Consider the following 19367-nt stretch of genomic DNA (forward strand, 5'->3'; position numbering starts at 1 on the left):
CCGTGCGCCGCTTGGACCCGCCGCCGGGGTGTGGGCGAAAATGTACGCGCAAACCCGGAGGCCGCAAGCTGGGCCAGCCCGCAGCCGTCAGGCCGCGGCCAGCCTGGGGGCCTCGCTTCAGCGGTGCAGGGCGGCCGCCCAGGCCTGCAATTCGGCCCGATGGGTCTCGCCCAGCTTGCGCTGCACGATGCGGCCGCCGGCGTCGAACAGCACGGTGAAGGGCAGCGCGCCCTGGGTGTTGCCGAGTTCGCGCGACATCTCCGTCCCCTCCAGCCCCGCCAGCGCCACCGGGAAGCCGAGCGGCTGGCGCGCCAGGAAGTTGCGCACGGGCGTGGGTGCGTCCACCGCCAGGCCGATCACGCCCCAGCCCTGCGGACGCATGGCGGTGTGGAAGCGGTCGATCTCCGGCAGCTCCTTGATGCAGGGCGGGCACCAGGTGGCCCAGAAATTCAGCAGCAGGGGCTTGCCGCGGAAGGCCGCGGTGCGCAAGGTGGCGCCGTCAGGCTGCGGCAGCTCCAGCGTCCAGAACCTCGACTCGGCCGCACCCAGTGCCGGGCCCTGCGCATGCAGGAAGCTGTAGAGCCCGGCGCCGGCCGCGGCCAGCGCGGTCGCCCCGATCAGCAGGTGGCGCCGGCCGGGGGCGGGCGAGGGGGCTTCGGCGGGGGGCGGCGTGTCCTTCATGGCGCCGCAGTGTCGATCAGGCGGCGCAGCGCCGCCGCATCGCCGCGGTCCGACCGGCCCTGGCGGTCGGGGATCAGCGCCCCGCGCACGTCGTCGCGGTCCAGGATGTGCAACTGCAGCCCGACCCGCTCGCCCAGCGCCGGGCAGGGCAGCATCAGCCGCAGCACATCGACCGGCGTGCCGCGCGGCCCCTGATGCTGGCCCAGCTCGTAGCGCAGGCCCTGGTTGAGCAGCTCGATCTCGCAGGCCTTGCCGTCCTCGCAGTAGAGCGCCAGCTGGATGTCCGAGCGCCGGGTGGCCGTGCCGCGCCAGACGGCGCCCAGCAGCATGGGCCGGAAGTCGGCCAGGCGCTCCATCCAGACCAGGGCCAGCGCCCGCAGCGCGGCCAGCTCGGCCGGCTGGGTGTCGGCGTGGAAGATCGCCAGGTGCTCGGCCACCGCCGCCTCGATCTGCGCCTCGCTGGGCAGCCCGGCCCCTTCGGCCCCCAGGCTGCGGGCGGCCTTGCGCTTGGCGCGGGCGTGGTCGAGGTCCTCCTCGACGATGTAGCGCGCCGCCAGGGCGGCGATCGCGTCCAGCGCGTCGTCCATCATGCGGGCCTCCTCAGGGCAGCTCGACCGCGCCCATGCGCGCGGCGATGGTCGCGGCCCGGCCGGCCACATAGGGCGAGCCGGGCCGCTTCTCGAAGCGCTTGGGGGCCGGCAGCATCACCGCCAGCCGCGCGGCCTGGCCCGGCGTGAGGCGGTCGGCGCTGCTGCGGAAGTAGTGGGCGGCGGCGGCCTCGGCGCCGAACACGCCTTCGCCCCACTCCACGTGGTTCAGGTAGATCGCCAGGATGCGGCGCTTGTCGAGCAGGGCTTCGAGCATCAGGGTCAGCAGCGCCTCCTGGGCCTTGCGCGGCAGCGTGCGCTCGCCGCTCAGGAAGAGGTTCTTCGCGAGCTGCTGGGTGATGGTCGAGCCGCCGACGACCTTGGGCGGCCGGGCCGGCGCCTGGCTGGGCCGACGGGCCTCGGCCCGGGCCTGCGCGCGCTGGTTGCGCTCCCAGGCCTTCTCGATGGCGTCCCAGTCGATGCCATCGTGCTGGGCGAAGCCCGCATCCTCCGAGGCGATCACCGCGCGCTTGAGGTGGACGCTGATCTCGGCTTCGTCGCGCCAGCTCTGGCGCCAGGGCAGCTCGCCGCGGGTCGACAGCAGGCGCCAGGCCTCGCTGCGCTCGAAGGCGGTGGAGGCTGGATCGATCCAGGCCATGGCCGCGATCCGCAGCACGAACACCAGCTGCAGCATCAGCCCGGCCAGCAGCAGCAGGCCGGCCACGCGCAGCAGGCCGCGCGGCGGGCGCCAGCGGACCGCGCTCATGCCGCGTCCACGCGTGCTCGCAGGGCTTGCAGCACCGGGGCGGTGGCCGGCCGCTGCCCGCGCCACAGCAGGAAGGCTTCGGCCGCCTGCTCGACCAGCATGCCCAGGCCGTCGCGGCCCCGCGCCCCGTGGGCGGCCGCCCAGTCCAGGAAGGGCCGGGCGGCCGGGCCGTACATCATGTCCAGGGCCAGGGCGCCGGGCCGCAGCACGCTGGCGGCCACCGGCACGGCCGCGCCGGCCAGGCTGGCCGCGCTGCCGTTGAGCACCAGATCATGGCCCTGGCCGCAGTCGTCCAGCGGCGCGGCCTGCAGGGTCACGCCCTGGGCAGCGGCCCAGTCGGCATGGCTTTCGACCAGGGCCTGGGCCCGGGCCACCGTGCGGTTGGCCAGCACCAGGCGGGCCGGCCGGGTTTCGATCAGCGGGCCCAGCACGCCCGCGCTGGCGCCCCCGGCGCCGATCAGCAGCAGCGAGCGGCCGGCCGGGTCGAAGCCCGCATTCGCGCAGACGTCGCGGACCAGGCCGACCCCGTCGGTGTTGTCGCCCAGCCAGCCGTCCGCGTCGAAGCGCAGGGTGTTGACCGCGCCGGCCCGCGCGGCCCGCGGCGTGGTCCGGGCGGCCAGGCGCAGGGCCTCGAACTTGAAGGGCACGGTGATGTTGCAGCCGCCGGCCGGACCGGGTGCCGGGTTGCCTTCGGCCTCGCCCGGCTCGGCCGGGGCCTGCAGGCGGCCGGTGGCGAAGGCGCGCAGCGTGTCGGCGAAGGCCTCGGGCGGGCAGTCCAGCCGGCCGTAGCGCAGGGTCTCGCCGGTCTGCGCCGCGAAGGCTGCATGGATGAAGGGCGAGCGGCTGTGCGTGACCGGGTGGCCGATCACCGCATAGACCGCGCCGCGGGCGGGCGCGGCGCTCACGCCGCGGCCTCCGGGGCCGGGGCCGGCTCCGCCTCGTCCAGGTCGATGGCCAGGGCCAGGCCGGCGGGGGCGGCGTCCAGTTCCTCGCCGGCCTCCTCGCCGGCCTCGTCGGCCGGCGGGGCGGCCTCGGGGTCCAGGCGGGCGACCAGGCTGGCATGCAGCTCCAGGGTCAGCAGTTCGCTGCCGGTCAGGCGCACCCGCACCCGGGTGCCGCGCGGCAGCGGCTCGCAGCCCAGGGCGCGGAAGACCAGGGGCAGGGTATCGGCCCGCACCAGCCCGTCCTTGAGCACGGTCGCTTCGAGCTCGGCGATCCCGGCCTGCTCCAGGTGGCGCAGCGTCCAGTAGCGTTCCAGGCCGTTCTGGAAGGCGTTGTAGGCGGCATGCGCGGCCTCGAAGCCGCTGACGATCGCGAACAGCGCCGCATCCTTGGGCTTGAAGGGCGCCTGCAGCGGTGCCATCGCGCCGTGCCGCGCGGCGGCGACGATCTGCCACTGGTTCACCAGGTCCACGTAGCGGCGCAGCGGCGAGGTCGCCCAGCTGTACTGCTTGACCCCCATGCCGGCATGCGGTGCGGGCTTGGTGCCCATGCGCACCTTGATGCCCGGCGCCAGGCTGGCCTGGCTGCGGTAGATGGCCGGCAGGCCCATCTCGGCCAGCCAGCCGCCCCAGTGGCTGTTGGCCAGGATCATGGCCTCGGCGACGATCAGGTCCAGCGGCGCGCCGCGGCGGCGTTCGCCGATCACCACCGTCTCGCTGCCGTCGGGCAGGTGCTCGGGGTCGGGCGCGGCGGCGCCGGCCGGGATGAGCTTGAAGCTGTAGTCCGGCCGGTTGAAGGTCTCGGGCTTGCCGCGCACCTGCTCGCGCTGCGCCTTCAGGTGCCGGGCCAGGCGCCAGCCGAAGGCCAGCTCGGGGCCGAAGGGCAGGCCCGCGGGCGGGGCGCCGGCCGCGGCGGCGTCCAGCGCGGCCTCGGTCACCACCGCGTCGAGCTGGTCGTGGCGCAGGTTGGCGGCGATCGGCACCTGTTCCACCCGCGTCTCGGCGCCCAGCAGCGCCAGCGTGGCCTCGTCGAAACGGAAGTAGACCGAGACCGCCGCGCAGTCACGGCCTTCCTGCAGGGTGCAGGCCTCGACCACCGCGTCGGGCAGCATGGTGATCTTGTGCCCGGGCATGTAGACCGTGGACAGGCGCTGGCGCGCCACCGCGTCCAGCGCACCGTTCGGCGCGATCGCCAGGGCCGGCGCCGCGATGTGCACGCCGAAGGTGATGGTGCCGCTGCCCAGGCCCTGCACCGAGAGCGCGTCGTCGATCTCGGTCGTCGAGGAATCGTCGATCGAGAAGGCCGCCACCGCCGCGCGCGGCAGCGTCTCGGCCAGGGGCTGCGGCTGCAGCTCGGCGGCGAAGCCCGTGCCCTTGGGGAAGTGCTCGAAGAGGAAGCGCTGCCAGTGGAACTGGTAGGGGCTGGTGATCGCGCCGGCCGCGGTCAGCAGGTCCAGCGGCGCCCGCTGCGCCTGCTTGGCCGCGGCCACCACGGCCTTGTACTCGGGGCCGTTCTTGTCGGGCTTGAAGAGGATGCGGAAGAGCTGCTCCTGCACCGGCGCCGGGCAGCGGCCGGCCACCAGCTCGGCCGTCCAGGCCTCGATCTGCGCGGCCTGCGCGGCCTTGCGCTCGATCGCGGCCAGGGCCTGTTGCAGCACCTCGGCCGGGGCCTTGCGGAAGCGGCCCTTGCCCCGGCGGTGGAAGTAGTGCGGCGCTTCATAGAGCCGCATCAGCATGGCCGCGCGCTGCACGGCATCGGCCGTGGCGCCGAAGTACTCGGTGGCCAGGGCCTCGAAACCGAATTCCTCCTCGGGTGCGGTTTCCCAGACCAGGTCCAGGTCGATCTCGGCGGCCTGCGGCGGAGCGGCGGCCATCAGCTCGGCCGGCTGCGGCTTGGCGAAGCGCAGCAGCACGTTGGCGGTCTTGACCTTGACCCGTTTGCCGGAATCCAGCTCGACTTGCATCGAGCTGTCGGCTTCGGACATCACACGGCCGGCGAGGAATTTGCCGGCCTCATCGAAGAGGGCGTAGTTCACCGGGCGGATTGTCCCATCCGGCCGCCACCGGGCGGGCTGGGGCGCTGCCGCACGCGCCACCCGCCCGCTAGGGCTTGTTCCGGTCGGAAGGATGTCGCTGCCGAGGCATAGTCCAGCCGCTTCAGCTCTCGATGCGGGCGCCTGCTCCCGCTGCCCCGTTCCCTGCCGGAACCCTTGTTGCCCCTCGCCCATGCACGCACCTGCTCGCCGCCTCGCCTCCGCCCTGCTCCTTGCCATGCTGGCGCTGCCCGGTCCGGGCGTGGCGGCCCCGGTGGCCGTCGACGCGCAGTTCAAGCCGGCCGAGGCCGCACCGCGGGTCTTCAAGGTCGGCAGCGGCAGCGCGCTCAAGGGCCTGCAGAAAGTGGCCCTGACCCAGCTCGCGGTCGAATTCCTCACCTACGACACCCAGTCGGCCAGCACCTCGCGCTTCGCCACCAGCAGCGTGGCCCATGCCCAGACCTATTTCCACCTGGGCGGGGTGGGCGAGACCCAGTTCCAGGCCCTGGCCGAGCGCGCCCAGGCGGCCGTGATCGACAGTCTGAAGGCGGCCGGCCTGGACGTGCTGCCGCCGGCCGAGCTGCGCGCCGCCCCCGGCTACCGCAAGCTGGCCGATGCCGGCCAGGCCCTGCCGATGCGCGAATCGGGCCGCGTCGTCGTCGGCCCGGCCGGCACCGCCGTCTACGGCCTGAACCGCGGGCAGATCACCGCGCCCACCGCCCAGCGCAGCAATGCCCTGGGCGCGCTCGGCAACCTGGCCAACATCGGCAGCGGCCTCGGCTCCATGTCGGCCATCCCGGATGCGATGGCGCTGCAGAAGGAGCTGGGCGTCAACGGCCTGATCGAGATGCACCTGCGCGTGCACTTCGTCGAGCTGACGAACGAGAACAAGGGCTTCTTCGGTCGCAACGATGCCGCGGTGGTCAGCGCGCGGGCCTATCCGGTGATCACCGCCACCCATGTCGGCATCCTGACCGGCACCACCTACGCCACGATGACGCTCAAGGACCCGCTGGTGCTCGACCCCGCGGTCTTCGTCGAGGTCAAGGAGCGGCCGACGACCCCCGGCGAGGCGGCGGCCGGCGTGCTCGGTGCGGTGCTCAATGCGGCCGCGGCCCTGGCGGGGGGCACGACCAATTCGAGCAAGAGCGCCACCTACGATGCCATCGCCGACCCGGCGCGCTACGAGGAGGTCGTCGGCCAGGGCCTGAAGGCCGTGGCCGAGATGGTGGCGCTGCAGGTCCAGTCCAACCGCTGAGGCGGCGGGCGCCGACCCGGCCGGTGCCGGGCCGGGTCAGGCTCAGACGGTCAGGCCGCCGGCCACCTCGATGACCGTGCCGTTGATGTAGCTGGCCTCGTCGCTGGCCAGGAAGGCGTAGACGTTGGCGATCTCTTCCGGCTGGCCCAGGCGGCGCAGCGGCACGTCGGCGCGCATGCTGTCGAGCACCTTCTCGGGCACGGTGGCCAGGATGGGCGTCTCGACGAAGCCCGGCGCCACGGCGTTCACGCGCACGCCCTTGGGGCCCAGCTCGCGGCTCCAGGTCTTGGTGAAGCCGATGACGCCGAACTTGGCGGCCGCGTAATTGGTCTGGCCGAAGTTGCCGTAGATCCCGACCACGCTGGAGGCATTGAGGATCACGCCCGCACCCTGGGCCACCATCGTGTCGGCCACGGCCTGCGCGCAGTGGAAGACACCGCGCAGGTTCACGTCGATCACGGCGTCGAACTGGGCCAGCGTCATCTTCTGCAGCCGTGCGTCCTGGGTGATGCCGGCGTTGTTGACCAGCACGTCGAGGCGGCCGAAGCGCGCCAGCACGGCCGCCACCGCGGCATCGACCTGGGCGCGGTCGGTCACGTTCAGGGCCTGGCCGATCACCTGCGAGCCGCTGCCCGCGGCCTGCGCCGCGGCCAGGCATGCGGTGACGGCGGCATCGACGGCCGCCGGCTTCAGGTCGGCCACGACCACGTGGGCGCCCTCGCGGACGAATTTCAGCGCGGTGGCCAGGCCGATGCCCTGGGCGGCACCGGTGATGAGGCAGATCTTGTTCAGCAGTCGCATGGCAGGCAGGTCGGGGAGGCGTCCGGCGGGGCGGACGTCGTCGGGGAAGGGAAGGTCCGCCCCGGCCGGCCGTGGGCCTCAGGGCGGACCCGGAGGGTCGCCATCGTCCCGGACGGCGTCAAGCCCGAGGAAGTGCTGCAGCGCGGCGAAGACCGTGTCGAAATCGCCCAGCGCATGGTCGCCGCCCTCGCCGACCCAGCAGCGCGCGCCGGCGCAGTGGGCCTGCATCTCGCTGGCGTCCAGCACCTCGTCGCCGGTGGCGATCACGGCCAGGGTCTGCGGGCCCGGCCGGCCCCGGGCGGCCTGCATGGCGGCCAGGTCGGCCACGTCGGCGGCGGTGAAGACGAGCTGGCTCGCCGGGTCGTGCCAGGACGGGTGGCTGCCGATGTAGCGCGCCAGGTCACGGGCCGGATTCACCGCCGGGTTCAGCAGCACCGCGCGGCAGCCGCGCTCCTGGGCGATCAGGTCGGCATAGAAGCCGCCCAGCGAGCTGCCGATCACGGCCGTCGAGGCCATCGGCCAGCTGCCCACGATCCAGCGCAGAAGCCGCAGCGCCTGCGCCGGTGCGCCAGGCAGCTGCGGGCAGGCCCAAAGCAGCGGCCGGCCCGCCTCGCGCAGCGCCGCAGCCCGCGCCGCCACCCGCTGCGCCTTGAAGGAGGCCGGCGAGGAGCGGAAGCCATGCAGGTAGAGCAGGTGGGTGATCGCCGGGCCGGCGGCGCGCGGCGGCAGCTCGGCCGGCCAGCGGGCGGGGCGTGGGGCCTCGGGTGCGGCCGGGTCGCGGGCGGGGGGCAGGCGCATCGGAGGGGGCGGGGAGGTGGGCGGGGACGAAGCGGGGGCGGGCGGCCCGCCCGTCCGCGCGGGGCTCAGGCTTCGGGCCGCGTGGCGATCCACAGGCCGACGGCCGCGCAGGCCAGCGGGGGCAGCCCGGCCCAGGCGCCGCGCTCGCGCAGCATCCAGGCGCCGCTCAGGGCACTGAGCAGCAGCACGCCGACGGCCAGGCGCTTGGCCGGCCGGGCGATCGCGCCGCGTTCCCGCCAGCGGCGCAGGCCGGGGCCGAAGCGGGGGTGGTCCAGCAGGCGCTGTTCCCAGGCCGGGTGGGCTTTCGCGAAGCAGGCGGCGGCCAGCAGCACGAAGGGCGTGGTCGGCAGCAGCGGCAGCACCACGCCGATCAGGCCCAGGGCCAGGGCCAGCAGGCCGGCGAGCAGCAGCAGCGGGCGTTTCATCGGGGGCGCGAGGTGGGGGCGGGCGGGGGCGCCTCAGCCCGCGCGGCCCGCGGCCAGGGCCTGCAGCAGCTGGCCGTGGATGCCGCCGAAGCCGCCGTTGCTCATGCAGAGCAGGTGGTCGCCCGCCCGCGCGGCGCGGACGATGCGCTGTACCAGGCCCGGCACGTCGGCGCTGACGATGGCGCGCTCGCCCAGCGGGGCCAGCGCCTCGGCCGCGTCCCAGTCCAGCCCGCCGCTGTGGCAGAAGGCCAGGTCGGCCTCCTCCAGCGCCCAGGGCAGCTGGGCCTTCATGGTGCCGAGCTTCATGGTGTTGGAGCGCGGCTCGAAGATGGCCAGGATGCGGGCGTTGCCGACCTTGCGGCGCAGGCCGTCCAGCGTGGTGCGGATGGCGGTGGGGTGGTGGGCGAAGTCGTCGTAGACGGCGATCTCGCCGCCGCCCCGCGGCACCGTGCCGCGCAGCTCCAGCCGGCGCTTGACGCTCTGGAAGCTGCCGAGCGCGGCGCAGGCCGCCTCGGGCGCGACGCCGGCCGCCTCGGCCGCGGCCAGGGCGGCCAGGGCATTGAGCTGGTTGTGTTCGCCCAGCAGGCTCCATTCGACCCGGCCGGCCTGCCGGCCCGAGCGCAGCACGTCGAAGGCATGCGGCTCGCCGCGGGCGCGCCAGCCCGGCGCGTCGCCGCGCACGCCGAAGCGCTCGACGCCGCTCCAGCAGCCGCGCGCCAGCACGCGCTCCAGGCTGGCCTCGCGGGCGTTCACCACCAGGCGGCCGCGGGCCGGCACGGTGCGCACCAGGTGGTGGAACTGGGTCTCGATGGCGGCCAGGTCCGAGAAGATGTCCGCGTGGTCGAACTCCAGGTTGTTCAGCACCGCGGTGCGCGGCCGGTAGTGCACGAACTTGCTGCGCTTGTCGAAGAAGGCGGTGTCGTACTCGTCGGCCTCGATCACGAAGGGCGTCTGCGGGCCGACCGCGCCGAGCCGCGCGGACACGCCGAAGTTCTGCGGCACACCGCCGACCAGGAAGCCGGGCTGCAGACCGGCCTGCTCCAGGATCCAGGCCAGCATCGAGGTGGTGGTGGTCTTGCCATGCGTGCCGGCCACGGCCAGCACATGCCGGCCGGCCAGCACCTGCTCGGCCAGCCACTGCGGGCCGCTGGTGTAGCGGGCGCCGGCATCGAGGATGGCCTCCATCAGCGGGAAGGCGCCGGGCTTGGCCCGCGAGACCACGTTGCCGATCACGAAGACGTCCGGTTTCAGCGCCAGCTGATCGGCCCCGTAGCCCTCGATCAGCTCGATGCCCAGGGCCCGCAGCTGATCGCTCATCGGCGGGTAGACGCCGGCATCGCAGCCGGTCACGCGATGGCCTGCCTCGCGGGCCAGGGCGGCCAGGCCGCCCATGAAGCTGCCGCAGATGCCGAGGATGTGAAGGTGCATAGGGGTGCGGATTCTAGGAGCCGCCCCCGGACGGGGCCGGCCGCGGCGGGGCCGCAGCAAGCTGCGGGCCGGCGCGCTCAGCCCCGCAGCAGCGCCGCCCCGGCCGCCACCGCCGCCGCGGCCATCCAGCGCCGCGGGCCGACCGGTTCATGGAAGACCCAGGCGGCCATCAGCACGCCGAACAGCACCGAGGTCTCGCGCAGGGCCGCCACCTGGGCCACCGGCGCCCGGGTCATGGCCGCCAGGGTGATGCCATAGGCCAGCAGGCTGCAGCCGCCGGCCAGCAGGCCGGCCCGACCGGGGCCGGCCCGTCGGCCGTCGGGTGCGCGGCGTGGCAGCAGGGGCAGCGCGCTCAGCACGAAGAGCCAGGCGCTGTAGCCCGCCGCGTCGGCCAGCCCGGGGCCGGCGGCGCGCACCCCGTGCGCGTCGAGCAGGGTGTAGAGCAGCACCAGCCCGGCCACGCCCAGCACCGTCAGCAAGCTGCGCGTCGGCAGGCGCTCGGTCGCCGGTCCGCGGCCCAGGGCCAGCACCCCGCCGGCCAGCAGGGCCAGGCCGAGCCCGGCGCCTGCGCCCGGCCATTCACCGAACAGCGGGCCGGCCAGGGCCGCGGTCAGCAGCGGCGCGAGGCCACGCATCAAGGGGTAGGCCTGGCTGAAGGCCGCCTGGTGATGGGCCTGGCCGACCGCCTCGAAATACAGGGCATGCACGAGGGCCGACACGCCCAGCGCCGGCCAGGCAGCGGCCGGCGGCACCGGCAGCAGGGGCAGGAGCGGCAGGGCCCAGAGCGCGGCACCGAGCACGAGGCCGCGGGCGTCTGGCGCCCGGCCGTCCGGGCCGCGGGCCTGGTGGCGCAGCAGGGCATTCCAGCCCGCATGCAGCAGGGCGGCGCCCAGCACCGCCAGCATCACCCCCGGGGCCATCGGCCGGCCCCCGCTTCCAGCTTCAGCCGCGCAGGGCGGCCGCAGCGGCCGCCACGGTGGCCGCGATGTCCCCGGCCGTGTGGGCCGCGCTCACGAAGCCGGCTTCGTAGAGCGCAGGGGCCAGGTAGACGCCGCGGTCCAGCATGCCGTGGAAGAAGGCGTTGAAGCGCGGGCCGTCGGTGGCCATCACCTCGGTGTAGTTCTGCGGCAGGCCGCCGGGGTGGGCGCTGAAGTCCTGCTCCGGCTTGGGGAAGAAGAAGCCGAACATGCCGCCTTCGCAGTCGCCGACCATGGGCACGCCGGCCGCGCGGGCGGCGCCCAGCAGGCCGTCGACCAGGCTGCGGGTGGTGGCGCCCAGCGCCTCGAAGAAGCCCGGGCGCTGGATCAGCTTCAGCGTCGCCAGGCCGCAGGCCGTGGCCACCGGATTGCCGCTGAGCGTGCCGGCCTGGTAGACCGGGCCCAGCGGTGCCAGCTTGCCCATCACGTCCTTCGGGCCGGCGAAGGCGGCCAGGGGCATGCCGCCGCCGATGACCTTGCCGAAGACGCTCAGGTCCGGCGCGAAGCCGGGCAGGGCCTTGGCGTAGATCGACTGGGCGCTGCCCAGCGCGACGCGGAAGCCGCTCATCACCTCGTCGAAGACCAGCAGCGCGCCGTGCTGCGTGCACAGCTGGCGCATGGCCTGCACGAAGGGCAGGCTGGCACGCACGAAGTTCATGTTGCCGGCGATGGGCTCGACCATCACGCAGGCGATCTCGGCTCCGTGGGCGGCGAAGGCGGCTTCCAGCGCGGCCACGTCGTTGTAGGGCAGCACCAGGGTGTGCTGCACCACCTCGGCCGGCACGCCGGCGCTGGTCGGGTGGCCGAAGGTGGCCAGGCCCGAACCGGCCTTGACCAGCAGCGCATCGGCATGGCCGTGGTAGCAGCCCTCGAACTTGATGAGCTTGCTGCGGCCGGTGGCGCCGCGGGCCAGGCGGATGGCGGTCATCGCGGCCTCGGTGCCGCTGGAGACCAGGCGCACCTGCTCGGCGCTGGGCACGAGCTTGAGGATTTCCTCGGCCAGCTCGATCTCGCGCTCGGTCGGGGCGCCGTAGCTGAAGCCCTCGGTCACGGCGCGCTGCACGGCCTCGACCACCTCGGGATGGCCGTGGCCCAGGATCATCGGCCCCCAGGAGCCGATGTAGTCGATGTAGCGCTTGCCGTCGGCGTCGACGAGGTAGGCGCCCTCGGCCCGCTGGATGAAACGCGGCGTGCCGCCCACCGCGCGGAAAGCGCGCACGGGCGAGTTCACGCCGCCGGGGATGACGCGCTGCGCGCGTTCGAAGAGTTCGGTGTTGCGGCTCATCGGGGCAATCGATTCAGGAAAGGGCGGCGGGGCCGCGCGTGGCGTGCCGCGGCCGCCGGCCGCTCAGTGCATGCGGCGCTTGGGCGGCGGCTCGCTGTCCGCCGGCAGGCCGGGGCTGCGGGCCGGGGCAGTGTCCTCGCCCTCGGCGCCGGGCTCGCCTTCGGGGTCTTCCTCGGGCAGGGCCCAGAAGAAGCGGTCGGGCACCACGCCGCCCATGCCCGGGCGGAAGCCGGCGTCGAGCGACTGGTCGAGGAAGTTCAGGGCCTCGCCCACGGCCAGATGCAGGTCCTGGCCGGCGGCCAGCAACGAGGCCAGGGCGGCCGACAGGGTGTCGCCGGCGCCGACGAAGCTGGTGTCGAAGCGCTCGAACTTCTCGCCGGTGATCGCGCCCTGCGGCGAGGCCAGCACGTTGTCGACCCAGCCCTCGCTGCCGGGCTCGCCGGGCTGGGCGCCCCGGCTCGGCGGCAGCGCGATGCCGGTCACCAGCACATAGGGCGTGCCCTTCTCGGCGGCGGCCACGGCCAGCTCGCGCGCCGAGGGCGCCCGTTCGTTGTCCCAGTCGGGCAGCAGCAGCTCGCCCAGGGCCTGCTGGCTGCCCACCAGCACCTCGGCGGCGGGCAGGATCAGGTCGCGGAAGCTCTCCAGATAGGCCTGCAGATCGTCCTCGTCGTCGAACCAGGTGATGGCCGGCAGGTGGGCCACCAGGGGCACGTCCGGGTAGTCGCTCAGCACCTCGGCGACGGCCGAGACGCCCTCGGCGCTGCCGAGGAAGCCGACCTTCCACGCGGAGATCGTCACGTCCTCCAGGATGCTGCGGGCCTGCTCGACGATGGTGTCGGGCTCCAGGGCCTGGGACTCGAAGACCTCGGCCGTGTCGCGCATCAGGATGGCGGTGATCACCGGCAGGGGGTGCGCGCCCATCGCGGTGATGGTCGCGACATCGCCGCCGCTGCCGCCGGCGCCGCTGGCGTCGGCGGCGTTGAAGCTCATCACGCAGGCCGGCGGGGCGTCGGGATCGGTCTCTCCCGGGGCGCCCGGTGCGTCGGGGGCCTCCGGGCTCGGGGGGGCCTCGAACTTGGGTCGGCTCATGATGGACAGCGCGCCACGCGGCGCCTCAGGCAAGAAAAAAGCCGGCCTCGGGGCCGGCGGACAGGCAGACGGGCCGGCAGGCCGGAAGCCGGACGAGGGGCCGTCGATACAATCAGGTTCGATTCATTGTAGTGAGCGACCAAGCGCCGTGAGCGACCCTCAAACCTGGATGTGCCTGATCTGCGGCTGGATGTACGACGAAGCTGCCGGTGACCCCGACCATGGCATTCCCCCCGGCACCCGCTGGGCCGATGTGCCGATGAACTGGGTCTGCCCCGAGTGCGGGGCCCGCAAGGAAGATTTCGAGATGGTCCAGATCTGATCGATCCGGACCCTGCCGCGACCTGAGGGTGTCGCGGCGCCGTCGGAGCCCCCCCGCCCGGGCGCTTCCTTCCCCTACTCCCGTCCCTCCGTCCGCCCATGAGCGGTTCGCCGCTGTCCGACCCCGTGCCGACGAACCCGGTCGATGCGCCCTGCTGGCTGGCGGTCGAGGCCGGGGGCTTCGGCCTGCTGCTGCCGGTCGCGCAGCTGGTTGCCGTCCACCGCTGGCAGCCGGCCCAGCCGCTGCCTCGGGGCGGGGCTGCAGGCTGTCTGGGCCTGGTCGAGATCGAGGCCGAGCCCCGGCTCGGGCTGGATCTCGGGGCCTGGCTCGGGGGCCCGCCGCTGGCCGGCCGGGTTGAGACCCCTTGCTGGCTCACCCTGCGAGCGCCCGGCCACGGGAGCGCCTGGGCGCTCGACCGCGTGCTCGGCCTGCGCGGCCCGCGCGATCTGCCGCTGGCGGCTTGGGCCGCACCCGGCCCCTGGCCGTCCTTCGCCGGCCCCTGCCACCGGGATGCCGAAGGCCGTGCTTGGCAGGTGCTGCTGCCCGATCGTCTGGTGACCGACCCCCGCTACCTGGAGATCGCCGAGTGAGCGAGCTTTCCCCTCGGGCCCGCGAGGCGCTGGACGCGCCACGCCGCCCGCCGCCGCCGCGCCCGGCACCTCGGCGCTTCTTCGTCGTCCTCACGGCCCTGGGCCTGATCGGCCTGCTCGCCGCGGCTGCTTTTGCATTGAACGGCCTGCGCGACCACGCCCAGCTGCGGGTCAGCCTGGCCGAGGCCGAAGCCCGCACCGAGACCCTGGGCCTGGCCCTGCGCCTGGCCGAGCTGCAGCGCGATGCGCGACCGGCGACCGAGGCCCTTCAGGCCCTGGGCCGCAGCGTCGATCCGCTGGCGTCCGCCACGCTGCGCGGCACCTCGCGCCAGAGCCTGGAGCGGCTCCGGCCGCGTCTGCAGGCCCTGCGGCCCGCCGCCCCCCCGGCGCCGGCCGAGGCGGCCTCGGCGTCCCCGCCCCTCGCCGCCAGCGCCGAGGCCTCGGCGCCCGAGGTGGAGGCCGTGCCGCCGCCACCGCCGGCCCCCGAGCCGCCGCCACCGCCGGCCCCCGAGCCGCCGCGCGTCGTGCAGCTCCCGAGCGCCGAGGCGGTGGACGCCCTGCGGGTCGCGCTGCGCCACGAGCGTCTGCGCGTGCAGGCCCTGCCGCCGCTGGCCCCCGAACTGCTGGCCGCTGCCGTGCTGGCCCTGCTCCTCATCCTGGCCGGCCTCGGCGGCCGCGGGGCGGCCATCGGCCGCGAGCAGGCCGAACGGGCCGAGCGGGCCGAGGCGCTGCAGCTCGAGGCCGAGGCCAGCGCGCTGGCCTTGCGCCACACGGCCCACGAGAACGAACAGGCCCTGCAGCGCCTGGCGCCGCACCTGCAGGCCGTCGCGGAAGGTCATCTCGCCCACGTGCTGCCGGTCGACGGTGAGGCCCTGGCCGCTGGCTTCATCGGCCAGTTTGCCGAGACCCTGGCCGAGTTGCGCCTGTCCCTTGCCCAGACGCAGGAGAGCGCCGGTCGGGTGGCGCAGGGCCTGGCCCGCGTGCAGGCCGCCAGCGCGCAGCTGCAGTCACGGGGCGAGGCGGGCGTGCAGTCCCTGCGCGAACTGCAGCTCGCCTTCGAGGGGATGGTGACGGCCCTGGGGGCGCTGGGCGAATCCGCCCCCGCCCTCCAGGCCCTGGCCCTGCAGTGGCCGCACACCCTGCAGGCCCTGCGTGCGCAGCGGGCACGCCAGGCGGCCGCCGTGGAGCCGGCGGCCGCGCTGTGCGCACGCAGTGAAGCCCTCGCCCTGCAACTGGAGGCGGCCCTGGATTTCGTGCAGGCCCTGGCCGACTGGCGCACCGAGGCGGCCCGCCTGAGCCTCAACGCCGATCTCCAGGCCGCCCAGCCGGGGGGGCGCGACCCGCGCCATCCGGCGGAGGACTGGTGCCGCCTGATCGACGCGGCCGAGGCCCTGATCCAGCCCGGGCTCGAGGCCCGTGCGGCGTTGCGCGCTGCGGTCGCGGAGTTCCAGGGCCTCGCCCGGGCCCAGCTCGACGCGCTCGATGGTCCCGAGTCCAGCCGCCTGGCGTCCGAGGCCGAGGCCCTCGACGCCAGCGAGGCCCTGATCGCCGCGCTGCCCGAACGCCTGGCCGCGCTCGCCGAGCCCGAAGCCGTGTCGGCCCTGCGCGCCTCGCTCGACCGCAGTGTCGAGATGCAGGCCACCGCCCAGGCCGACCATGCGCAGAGCCTGCTCGGCGTGCAGGCCGTGCTCGCCCAGGCCGAGGGCCTGCAGGCGGCCCTGGCCCGTTTCCGGACCGCCTGATCCGGTCCGCCGTGCTGCTCCCATGATTCCCCGTCCTCCCGGCCTGCGCAGTCCTGCCGGGGTCGAGCTGCAGCACGCGCTCGAGCCCCTGTTCGAGCGCCTCCACGATCTGCTGGCCGACCCGGCCGCCGCGCCGGATCCGATCGAATCCGCCCTGCTCGCGGCGGCCTTCGCCGAGCGGGTCCAGGCGCTGCAGGAGGCCGGCGTGCCCGCGGCGGCCCGCCTGCTCGCCCTGCTGCCCCTGCTGCTCGACACCGACCAGCCCGACGACCCGATCCGACGCGAAGGCTTGCGCGAGCTGGCCCGGCACATCGACACCGGGCTGCTGCGCGAGGCTGCTGGCGACCCGCCGGCCAGCATCTGGCCGCCGCTCGCCGCCGATGCCGGCCTGGCCCGCCTGTTCGAGCGGGTCGGCCAGACCCCGCCGACGGCAGCCGAGTGGTGGTGCCCGCCCGAGGCCGCCGAATGGCTGGCCCTGCCGCCGGACGGCAGCCCGCCTCAGCCGCTCGATGCCGCGCTGCTGCAGGCCTTCGAGGCCGCGGTGCTCGATGGACTGCACCCGGGGCATGCCCGTGCCGCAGCGGCCCCGCAGCGGCTGCAGGCCCTGTGCGCCGGGCTGGCGGCCGCGGCGCCGCCCTCCGCTGCCGGGGGGTGGCGGCTTGCGGCGGCCGCGATGGAGGGCGATGCCCTCGGGCTGCTCGACCCGGCCACGCTGCCGCCGCGTCTGCCCTCGCGCCTCCTGTCCCTGCTGCGCACGGCGCTGCGCGGACAGGCCGGCTGCGTGCCGGTGCCCGCCCTGCCGTCCGGCCTGGCCCTCGAGCTGGCCTGGGCCTGTGTGCGGGCCGAGGATCCGCTGGGCGACGAAGCGCCGCAGCTGCAGCGCCTGCGCGAGGCGGCTGCCTGGGCCCCGCTGAGTCCGGCCTTCCGTCCTCCGCCCGGGCGGGATCCCCGCCATGACTGGTTGCCCGCCTCGGCCCTCGACCTGCCGATGCCGGAGACACCCGGCCCGGCGGACCAGGCTGCTGGTGGGACTTCGCCGGCCGGCCAGACCGATGCCCCGGAGCCGCTTGCAGGCGAACCCCCGGTCGTCGCCGAGCCCGACACCGCCCCGATGCCCTGGCGGGCCGTTCCCGAGCCCCTGCCCATGCCGGCACCGACCGCCTGGGCCGAGGTCGACCTTGGCTTCGACGAGGCGCTGGAGCCGGACCCCGACCCCGAGGCCGAGGCCGAGCTCCCCCGCCTGCCGACCTGGAATCCGCCGCCCGCCGCCCCGCCGTCGATGCAATGGGACGAACTGCCGGACCTGAGCCTGGACCTGTCCGACCCATGGCCCGAGCCTGCCGCCGAGTCCAAGTCCACCGACCACGCTCCGGCTCCGGAAGGGGCTCCGGAAGCGGCCGCCTCGCAGCCGGCCGTTCCGCCGTCGCCTGCGACCGGGGCGGGGGTGGGGGCGGGGGCGCCTTGCCCCGCCGAGCCGTCCCCGCCGGGTGAGGCCATTCCCCCCGAGCCGCAGACCGAGGCCGGCCAGGAGCCTGAACCGCCCGCTGCCGACCCGGCTGCGGATCCCGAGGCCTGGCGTCAGATCGGTTCGCTGCGCCTGCCGATCGTTCGCTTCAATCAGTTCCTGCACGAGGCGGACGAGAGTTCGAGGCGCCTGAACGTCGCGCTGGCCGAGTGGGCCCATCTCGGCGAGGGGCCGCTGGCCGAGGAGGCCGTGGTGGCGGCGCGCCAGCTGTCCGCCGAGGCGGCCGAGCTGGGTCTGGAGGATCTGGCCGAGCTCGCCGGCCGTGTGCTCGCCCTGGTCTGCCGGCCGGTCCGGCCGGGGGCCGCGCCGGATCCGGCCGGGGCGGCCCTGCTGACCGAGGCCGGTGAGCACCTGCGGCATCTGCTGCACCAGTTCGCCGCAGGTTTCCTGCGCCGGCCGCCGGCCGAGCTCATGCAGCGTCTGGACGAGGCCCTGGCGGCCCCGGCGCCAGCCTCGGCCGGGACGCCAGCCGCCGAGGCGGCCGCTCCCGTCCCGGCTGCGTGGATCGACTGGCCGGCCTGGGCCGCGATGCGACCGCTGCCCGACCCCGCCGGGATCGGGCGGTTGCCGCCCGCCGACTGGCCCCTGAGGGCGCTGGACGGCGCCCTCGATGCCGTGCAGGCCGAGGCCGATCCGCTGCAGGCGGCCCGCCAGGCCCTTGCGGAGGCGCTCGCGCAGGCGGCGCCATGCCTGGCATCCGATCTGCGGGCCCGCCTGGTGGCGGCCCAGCGTGAGCTGGGTGCGGCGCTGCGGCGCCAGCAGGGGGCGATCGACGCGCTGGCCCAGGGCCTCGCGGCCGCCCGTCCGCTGCGCTTCGATCGCTGGGCCGAGGCCCTGCGTGCACCGGTGGAGGCCGCAGCCGCTGCGCTGGGCCGACCGCTGCGCTTCACGGTCGACGGCGGGGCCGAACCGGTCGATCCGCTGGCCCTCTCGCGCTGGTTGCCCTGGGTGGAGGGCCTGCTGCTGCAGGCGGTCAGCGAGGGCCTGGAATCGCCCGAGCGCCGCGCGGCGGCCGGCAAGCCGCCGGTGGCCACGGTGCTGCTGAGCTGGAGCCGCCGCGCCGGCGACGAAGTCGAGCTGATGGTGGGCGATGACGGGGCCGGTCTGCCGCGTCCCCGGCTGGAGGCCTTGCGGGCCCAGGTCGAGGCCCAGGGCCTGAGCCTGCGGGTGGAGACGCTTCGGGGGGAGGGCTGCCGCATCGCGCTGCGCGGGATCTGCGGGCTGCCGGCCGGCCCCTGGCTCGGCCTGCGGGTCGCGGGCTGGGGCCCGGTGGGCCTGCCGGCCCATGCGCTCGGTGCCGCCCAGGCGGTTGCACCGGCTGCCTGGCGGGCCGTGGCCGCCGGTGGCGCGCTGATGTGGCAAGGCCATCGCCTGCCGGCCCTGGCCTGGCCGGGCGTGGCGGCGCCGGTCTTGCAGGCCCTGCCTGCCGAGACCCTGCTGATGGCGGTGCAGACGCCGGGGGGGGCGGGCCTGGTCGCTCTGGAGGCCCCACCGCTTACGCTGCGCCCGCTGAACCAGGTGCTGCCTCCGCCCCTGCTGCGGCGTGCCGAGGCTGCAGGCCTCGGGCGCGATGCCGGCGGCACGCTCTGGATGCTCGCGCACCCTGCCGCACTGCGCCTACGGGATCAGCCCCCGCCCGCGTAGTCCAGGCTGCGCCAGGCGTTGAACACCGCCACGGCCACCGCATTGCTGAGGTTCAGGCTGCGCTGACCGGGGCGCATCGGCAGGCGCAGGCGCTGCTCGGGCGGCAGGCTGTCGCGCAGGGCCGGCGGCAGCCCGGCGCTCTCGCTGCCGAAGACCAGGCAATCCCCGGCCTGCCAGCGCGGGGCGTCGAAGCGGCGCTGCGCGCGGGTGGTGAAGGCGAAGAGCCGGCCCGGTTCGGGCTGCTCGGCGGCCAGGAAGGCCGCCCAGTCGGCATGCACCTGCACGGGGGCGTACTCGTGGTAATCGAGGCCGGCGCGCTGCAGCTGGCGGTCGTCCATCGAGAAGCCGAGCGGCTCGATCAGGTGCAGGGCGCAGCCGGTGTTGGCTGCCAGGCGGATCACGTTGCCGGTGTTGGGGGGAATCTCCGGCGCGACAAGGACGATGCGGAACATGGCGGGAGTGTCGCCGTCCGCGG

The 19367-nt window shown here is 75.2% G+C and carries 18 protein-coding genes; 5 read left to right on the top strand and 13 right to left on the bottom strand.

Going from position 1 to position 19367, the window contains the following annotated elements; translation table 11 throughout:
• Positions 1 to 117 precede the first annotated feature (117 nt).
• The 5 genes from H4F90_RS12125 to H4F90_RS15665 are packed head-to-tail and all read right to left on the bottom strand — an operon-like array spanning position 118 to position 4960.
• Complete coding sequence (locus tag H4F90_RS12125; RefSeq protein ID WP_182664929.1) at positions 118 to 681, bottom strand: TlpA disulfide reductase family protein; 564 nt, start codon at positions 679 to 681, stop codon at positions 118 to 120.
• The gene (locus tag H4F90_RS12130) at positions 678 to 1268 is read right to left on the bottom strand and encodes a hypothetical protein (RefSeq protein WP_182665022.1); all 591 of its coding nucleotides are present in this window, start codon (positions 1266 to 1268) and stop codon (positions 678 to 680) included. Before H4F90_RS12130 ends, H4F90_RS12125 begins: the two co-directional genes overlap by 4 nt.
• A 13-nt stretch (positions 1269 to 1281) precedes the next feature.
• A complete protein-coding gene (mtgA, locus tag H4F90_RS12135; protein ID WP_182664931.1) occupies positions 1282 to 2034 on the bottom strand; it encodes a monofunctional biosynthetic peptidoglycan transglycosylase in 753 nt (250 codons plus the stop codon).
• Positions 2031 to 2939, bottom strand: coding sequence for a shikimate dehydrogenase (aroE, locus tag H4F90_RS12140; RefSeq protein WP_182664933.1), 909 nt, complete (start codon positions 2937 to 2939; stop codon positions 2031 to 2033). The genes mtgA and aroE overlap by 4 nt, the downstream gene beginning before the upstream one ends.
• Positions 2936 to 4960: a ribonuclease catalytic domain-containing protein gene (locus H4F90_RS15665; RefSeq protein WP_182665024.1), complete on the bottom strand. Its 2025-nt coding sequence runs from the start codon at positions 4958 to 4960 to the stop codon at positions 2936 to 2938. The genes aroE and H4F90_RS15665 overlap by 4 nt, the downstream gene beginning before the upstream one ends.
• A gap of 286 nt (positions 4961 to 5246) precedes the next feature.
• Between H4F90_RS15665 and H4F90_RS12150 the strand changes: the two genes are divergently transcribed.
• On the top strand, positions 5247 to 6266 hold the full coding sequence (locus tag H4F90_RS12150; protein ID WP_182664935.1) for a hypothetical protein: 1020 nt from the start codon (positions 5247 to 5249) through the stop codon (positions 6264 to 6266).
• Positions 6267 to 6308: 42 nt separating this feature from the next.
• Here H4F90_RS12150 and fabG read toward each other — a convergent pair whose 3' ends face one another.
• From fabG to thiD, 7 genes are all read right to left on the bottom strand, one after another.
• Entirely contained in the window at positions 6309 to 7067 is a 759-nt protein-coding gene (fabG, locus tag H4F90_RS12155) for a 3-oxoacyl-ACP reductase FabG (RefSeq protein ID WP_182664936.1), read from the bottom strand.
• A gap of 78 nt (positions 7068 to 7145) precedes the next feature.
• Positions 7146 to 7865 (bottom strand): YqiA/YcfP family alpha/beta fold hydrolase, encoded by a 720-nt coding sequence (locus H4F90_RS12160; protein WP_182664938.1) that lies wholly within the window; start codon positions 7863 to 7865, stop codon positions 7146 to 7148.
• 65 nt (positions 7866 to 7930) lie between these two features.
• Complete coding sequence (locus H4F90_RS12165; RefSeq protein ID WP_182664940.1) at positions 7931 to 8290, bottom strand: YbaN family protein; 360 nt, start codon at positions 8288 to 8290, stop codon at positions 7931 to 7933.
• Positions 8291 to 8323: 33 nt separating this feature from the next.
• Positions 8324 to 9718: a UDP-N-acetylmuramate:L-alanyl-gamma-D-glutamyl-meso-diaminopimelate ligase gene (mpl, locus tag H4F90_RS12170; RefSeq protein ID WP_182664942.1), complete on the bottom strand. Its 1395-nt coding sequence runs from the start codon at positions 9716 to 9718 to the stop codon at positions 8324 to 8326.
• Positions 9719 to 9795: 77 nt separating this feature from the next.
• A complete protein-coding gene (locus tag H4F90_RS12175) occupies positions 9796 to 10638 on the bottom strand; it encodes an EamA family transporter (RefSeq protein WP_182664944.1) in 843 nt (280 codons plus the stop codon).
• 22 nt (positions 10639 to 10660) lie between these two features.
• Positions 10661 to 11980 carry a glutamate-1-semialdehyde 2,1-aminomutase gene (gene hemL / locus H4F90_RS12180; RefSeq protein ID WP_182664946.1) on the bottom strand — a complete coding sequence of 440 codons (1320 nt, stop codon included), beginning with the start codon at positions 11978 to 11980 and terminating at the stop codon, positions 10661 to 10663.
• Positions 11981 to 12043: 63 nt separating this feature from the next.
• Complete coding sequence (gene thiD, locus H4F90_RS12185; protein ID WP_235972181.1) at positions 12044 to 13069, bottom strand: bifunctional hydroxymethylpyrimidine kinase/phosphomethylpyrimidine kinase; 1026 nt, start codon at positions 13067 to 13069, stop codon at positions 12044 to 12046.
• A 169-nt stretch (positions 13070 to 13238) separates the two neighbouring features.
• Here thiD and H4F90_RS12190 point away from each other — a divergent pair, with 169 nt between their 5' ends.
• The 4 genes from H4F90_RS12190 to H4F90_RS12205 all read left to right on the top strand — a co-directional run bounded on the left by H4F90_RS12190 (position 13239) and on the right by H4F90_RS12205 (position 18892).
• A complete protein-coding gene (locus H4F90_RS12190; protein ID WP_182665027.1) occupies positions 13239 to 13391 on the top strand; it encodes a rubredoxin in 153 nt (50 codons plus the stop codon).
• A 98-nt stretch (positions 13392 to 13489) separates the two neighbouring features.
• Positions 13490 to 13981, top strand: a complete 492-nt coding sequence (locus H4F90_RS12195) for a hypothetical protein (RefSeq protein WP_182664948.1) — start codon at positions 13490 to 13492, stop codon at positions 13979 to 13981.
• Entirely contained in the window at positions 13978 to 15723 is a 1746-nt protein-coding gene (locus H4F90_RS12200; protein WP_182664950.1) for a hypothetical protein, read from the top strand. Before H4F90_RS12195 ends, H4F90_RS12200 begins: the two co-directional genes overlap by 4 nt.
• Before the next feature lie 22 nt (positions 15724 to 15745).
• Entirely contained in the window at positions 15746 to 18892 is a 3147-nt protein-coding gene (locus H4F90_RS12205; protein WP_182664952.1) for a hypothetical protein, read from the top strand.
• Here the strand turns inward: H4F90_RS12205 and H4F90_RS12210 are convergent.
• Positions 18874 to 19344 (bottom strand): tRNA (cytidine(34)-2'-O)-methyltransferase, encoded by a 471-nt coding sequence (locus tag H4F90_RS12210; RefSeq protein WP_182664954.1) that lies wholly within the window; start codon positions 19342 to 19344, stop codon positions 18874 to 18876. The genes H4F90_RS12205 and H4F90_RS12210 overlap by 19 nt on opposite strands.
• Between the last annotated feature and the right edge of the window lie 23 nt (positions 19345 to 19367).

The sequence above is a fragment of the Aquariibacter albus genome, from assembly GCF_014145335.1.
Classification (GTDB): Bacteria; Pseudomonadota; Gammaproteobacteria; order Burkholderiales; family Burkholderiaceae_C; genus Aquariibacter; species Aquariibacter albus.

Excerpts from the sequence above, each read along its gene's own strand:
- H4F90_RS12125 (WP_182664929.1), bottom strand. The coding sequence starts at position 681 with ATGAAGGACACGCCGCCCCCCGCCGAAGCCCCCTCGCCCGCCCCCGGC.
- H4F90_RS12195 (WP_182664948.1), top strand. The coding sequence starts at position 13,490 with ATGAGCGGTTCGCCGCTGTCCGACCCCGTGCCGACGAACCCGGTCGAT.
- thiD (WP_235972181.1), bottom strand. The coding sequence starts at position 13,069 with ATGAGCCGACCCAAGTTCGAGGCCCCCCCGAGCCCGGAGGCCCCCGAC.
- H4F90_RS12205 (WP_182664952.1), top strand. The coding sequence starts at position 15,746 with ATGATTCCCCGTCCTCCCGGCCTGCGCAGTCCTGCCGGGGTCGAGCTG.
- H4F90_RS12190 (WP_182665027.1), top strand. The coding sequence starts at position 13,239 with ATGTGCCTGATCTGCGGCTGGATGTACGACGAAGCTGCCGGTGACCCC.
- mtgA (WP_182664931.1), bottom strand. The coding sequence starts at position 2,034 with ATGAGCGCGGTCCGCTGGCGCCCGCCGCGCGGCCTGCTGCGCGTGGCC.
- H4F90_RS12150 (WP_182664935.1), top strand. The coding sequence starts at position 5,247 with ATGCTGGCGCTGCCCGGTCCGGGCGTGGCGGCCCCGGTGGCCGTCGAC.
- H4F90_RS12210 (WP_182664954.1), bottom strand. The coding sequence starts at position 19,344 with ATGTTCCGCATCGTCCTTGTCGCGCCGGAGATTCCCCCCAACACCGGC.
- H4F90_RS12130 (WP_182665022.1), bottom strand. The coding sequence starts at position 1,268 with ATGGACGACGCGCTGGACGCGATCGCCGCCCTGGCGGCGCGCTACATC.
- hemL (WP_182664946.1), bottom strand. The coding sequence starts at position 11,980 with ATGAGCCGCAACACCGAACTCTTCGAACGCGCGCAGCGCGTCATCCCC.
- H4F90_RS12175 (WP_182664944.1), bottom strand. The coding sequence starts at position 10,638 with ATGGCCCCGGGGGTGATGCTGGCGGTGCTGGGCGCCGCCCTGCTGCAT.
- fabG (WP_182664936.1), bottom strand. The coding sequence starts at position 7,067 with ATGCGACTGCTGAACAAGATCTGCCTCATCACCGGTGCCGCCCAGGGC.
- mpl (WP_182664942.1), bottom strand. The coding sequence starts at position 9,718 with ATGCACCTTCACATCCTCGGCATCTGCGGCAGCTTCATGGGCGGCCTG.
- H4F90_RS12160 (WP_182664938.1), bottom strand. The coding sequence starts at position 7,865 with ATGCGCCTGCCCCCCGCCCGCGACCCGGCCGCACCCGAGGCCCCACGC.
- H4F90_RS15665 (WP_182665024.1), bottom strand. The coding sequence starts at position 4,960 with ATGTCCGAAGCCGACAGCTCGATGCAAGTCGAGCTGGATTCCGGCAAA.
- H4F90_RS12165 (WP_182664940.1), bottom strand. The coding sequence starts at position 8,290 with ATGAAACGCCCGCTGCTGCTGCTCGCCGGCCTGCTGGCCCTGGCCCTG.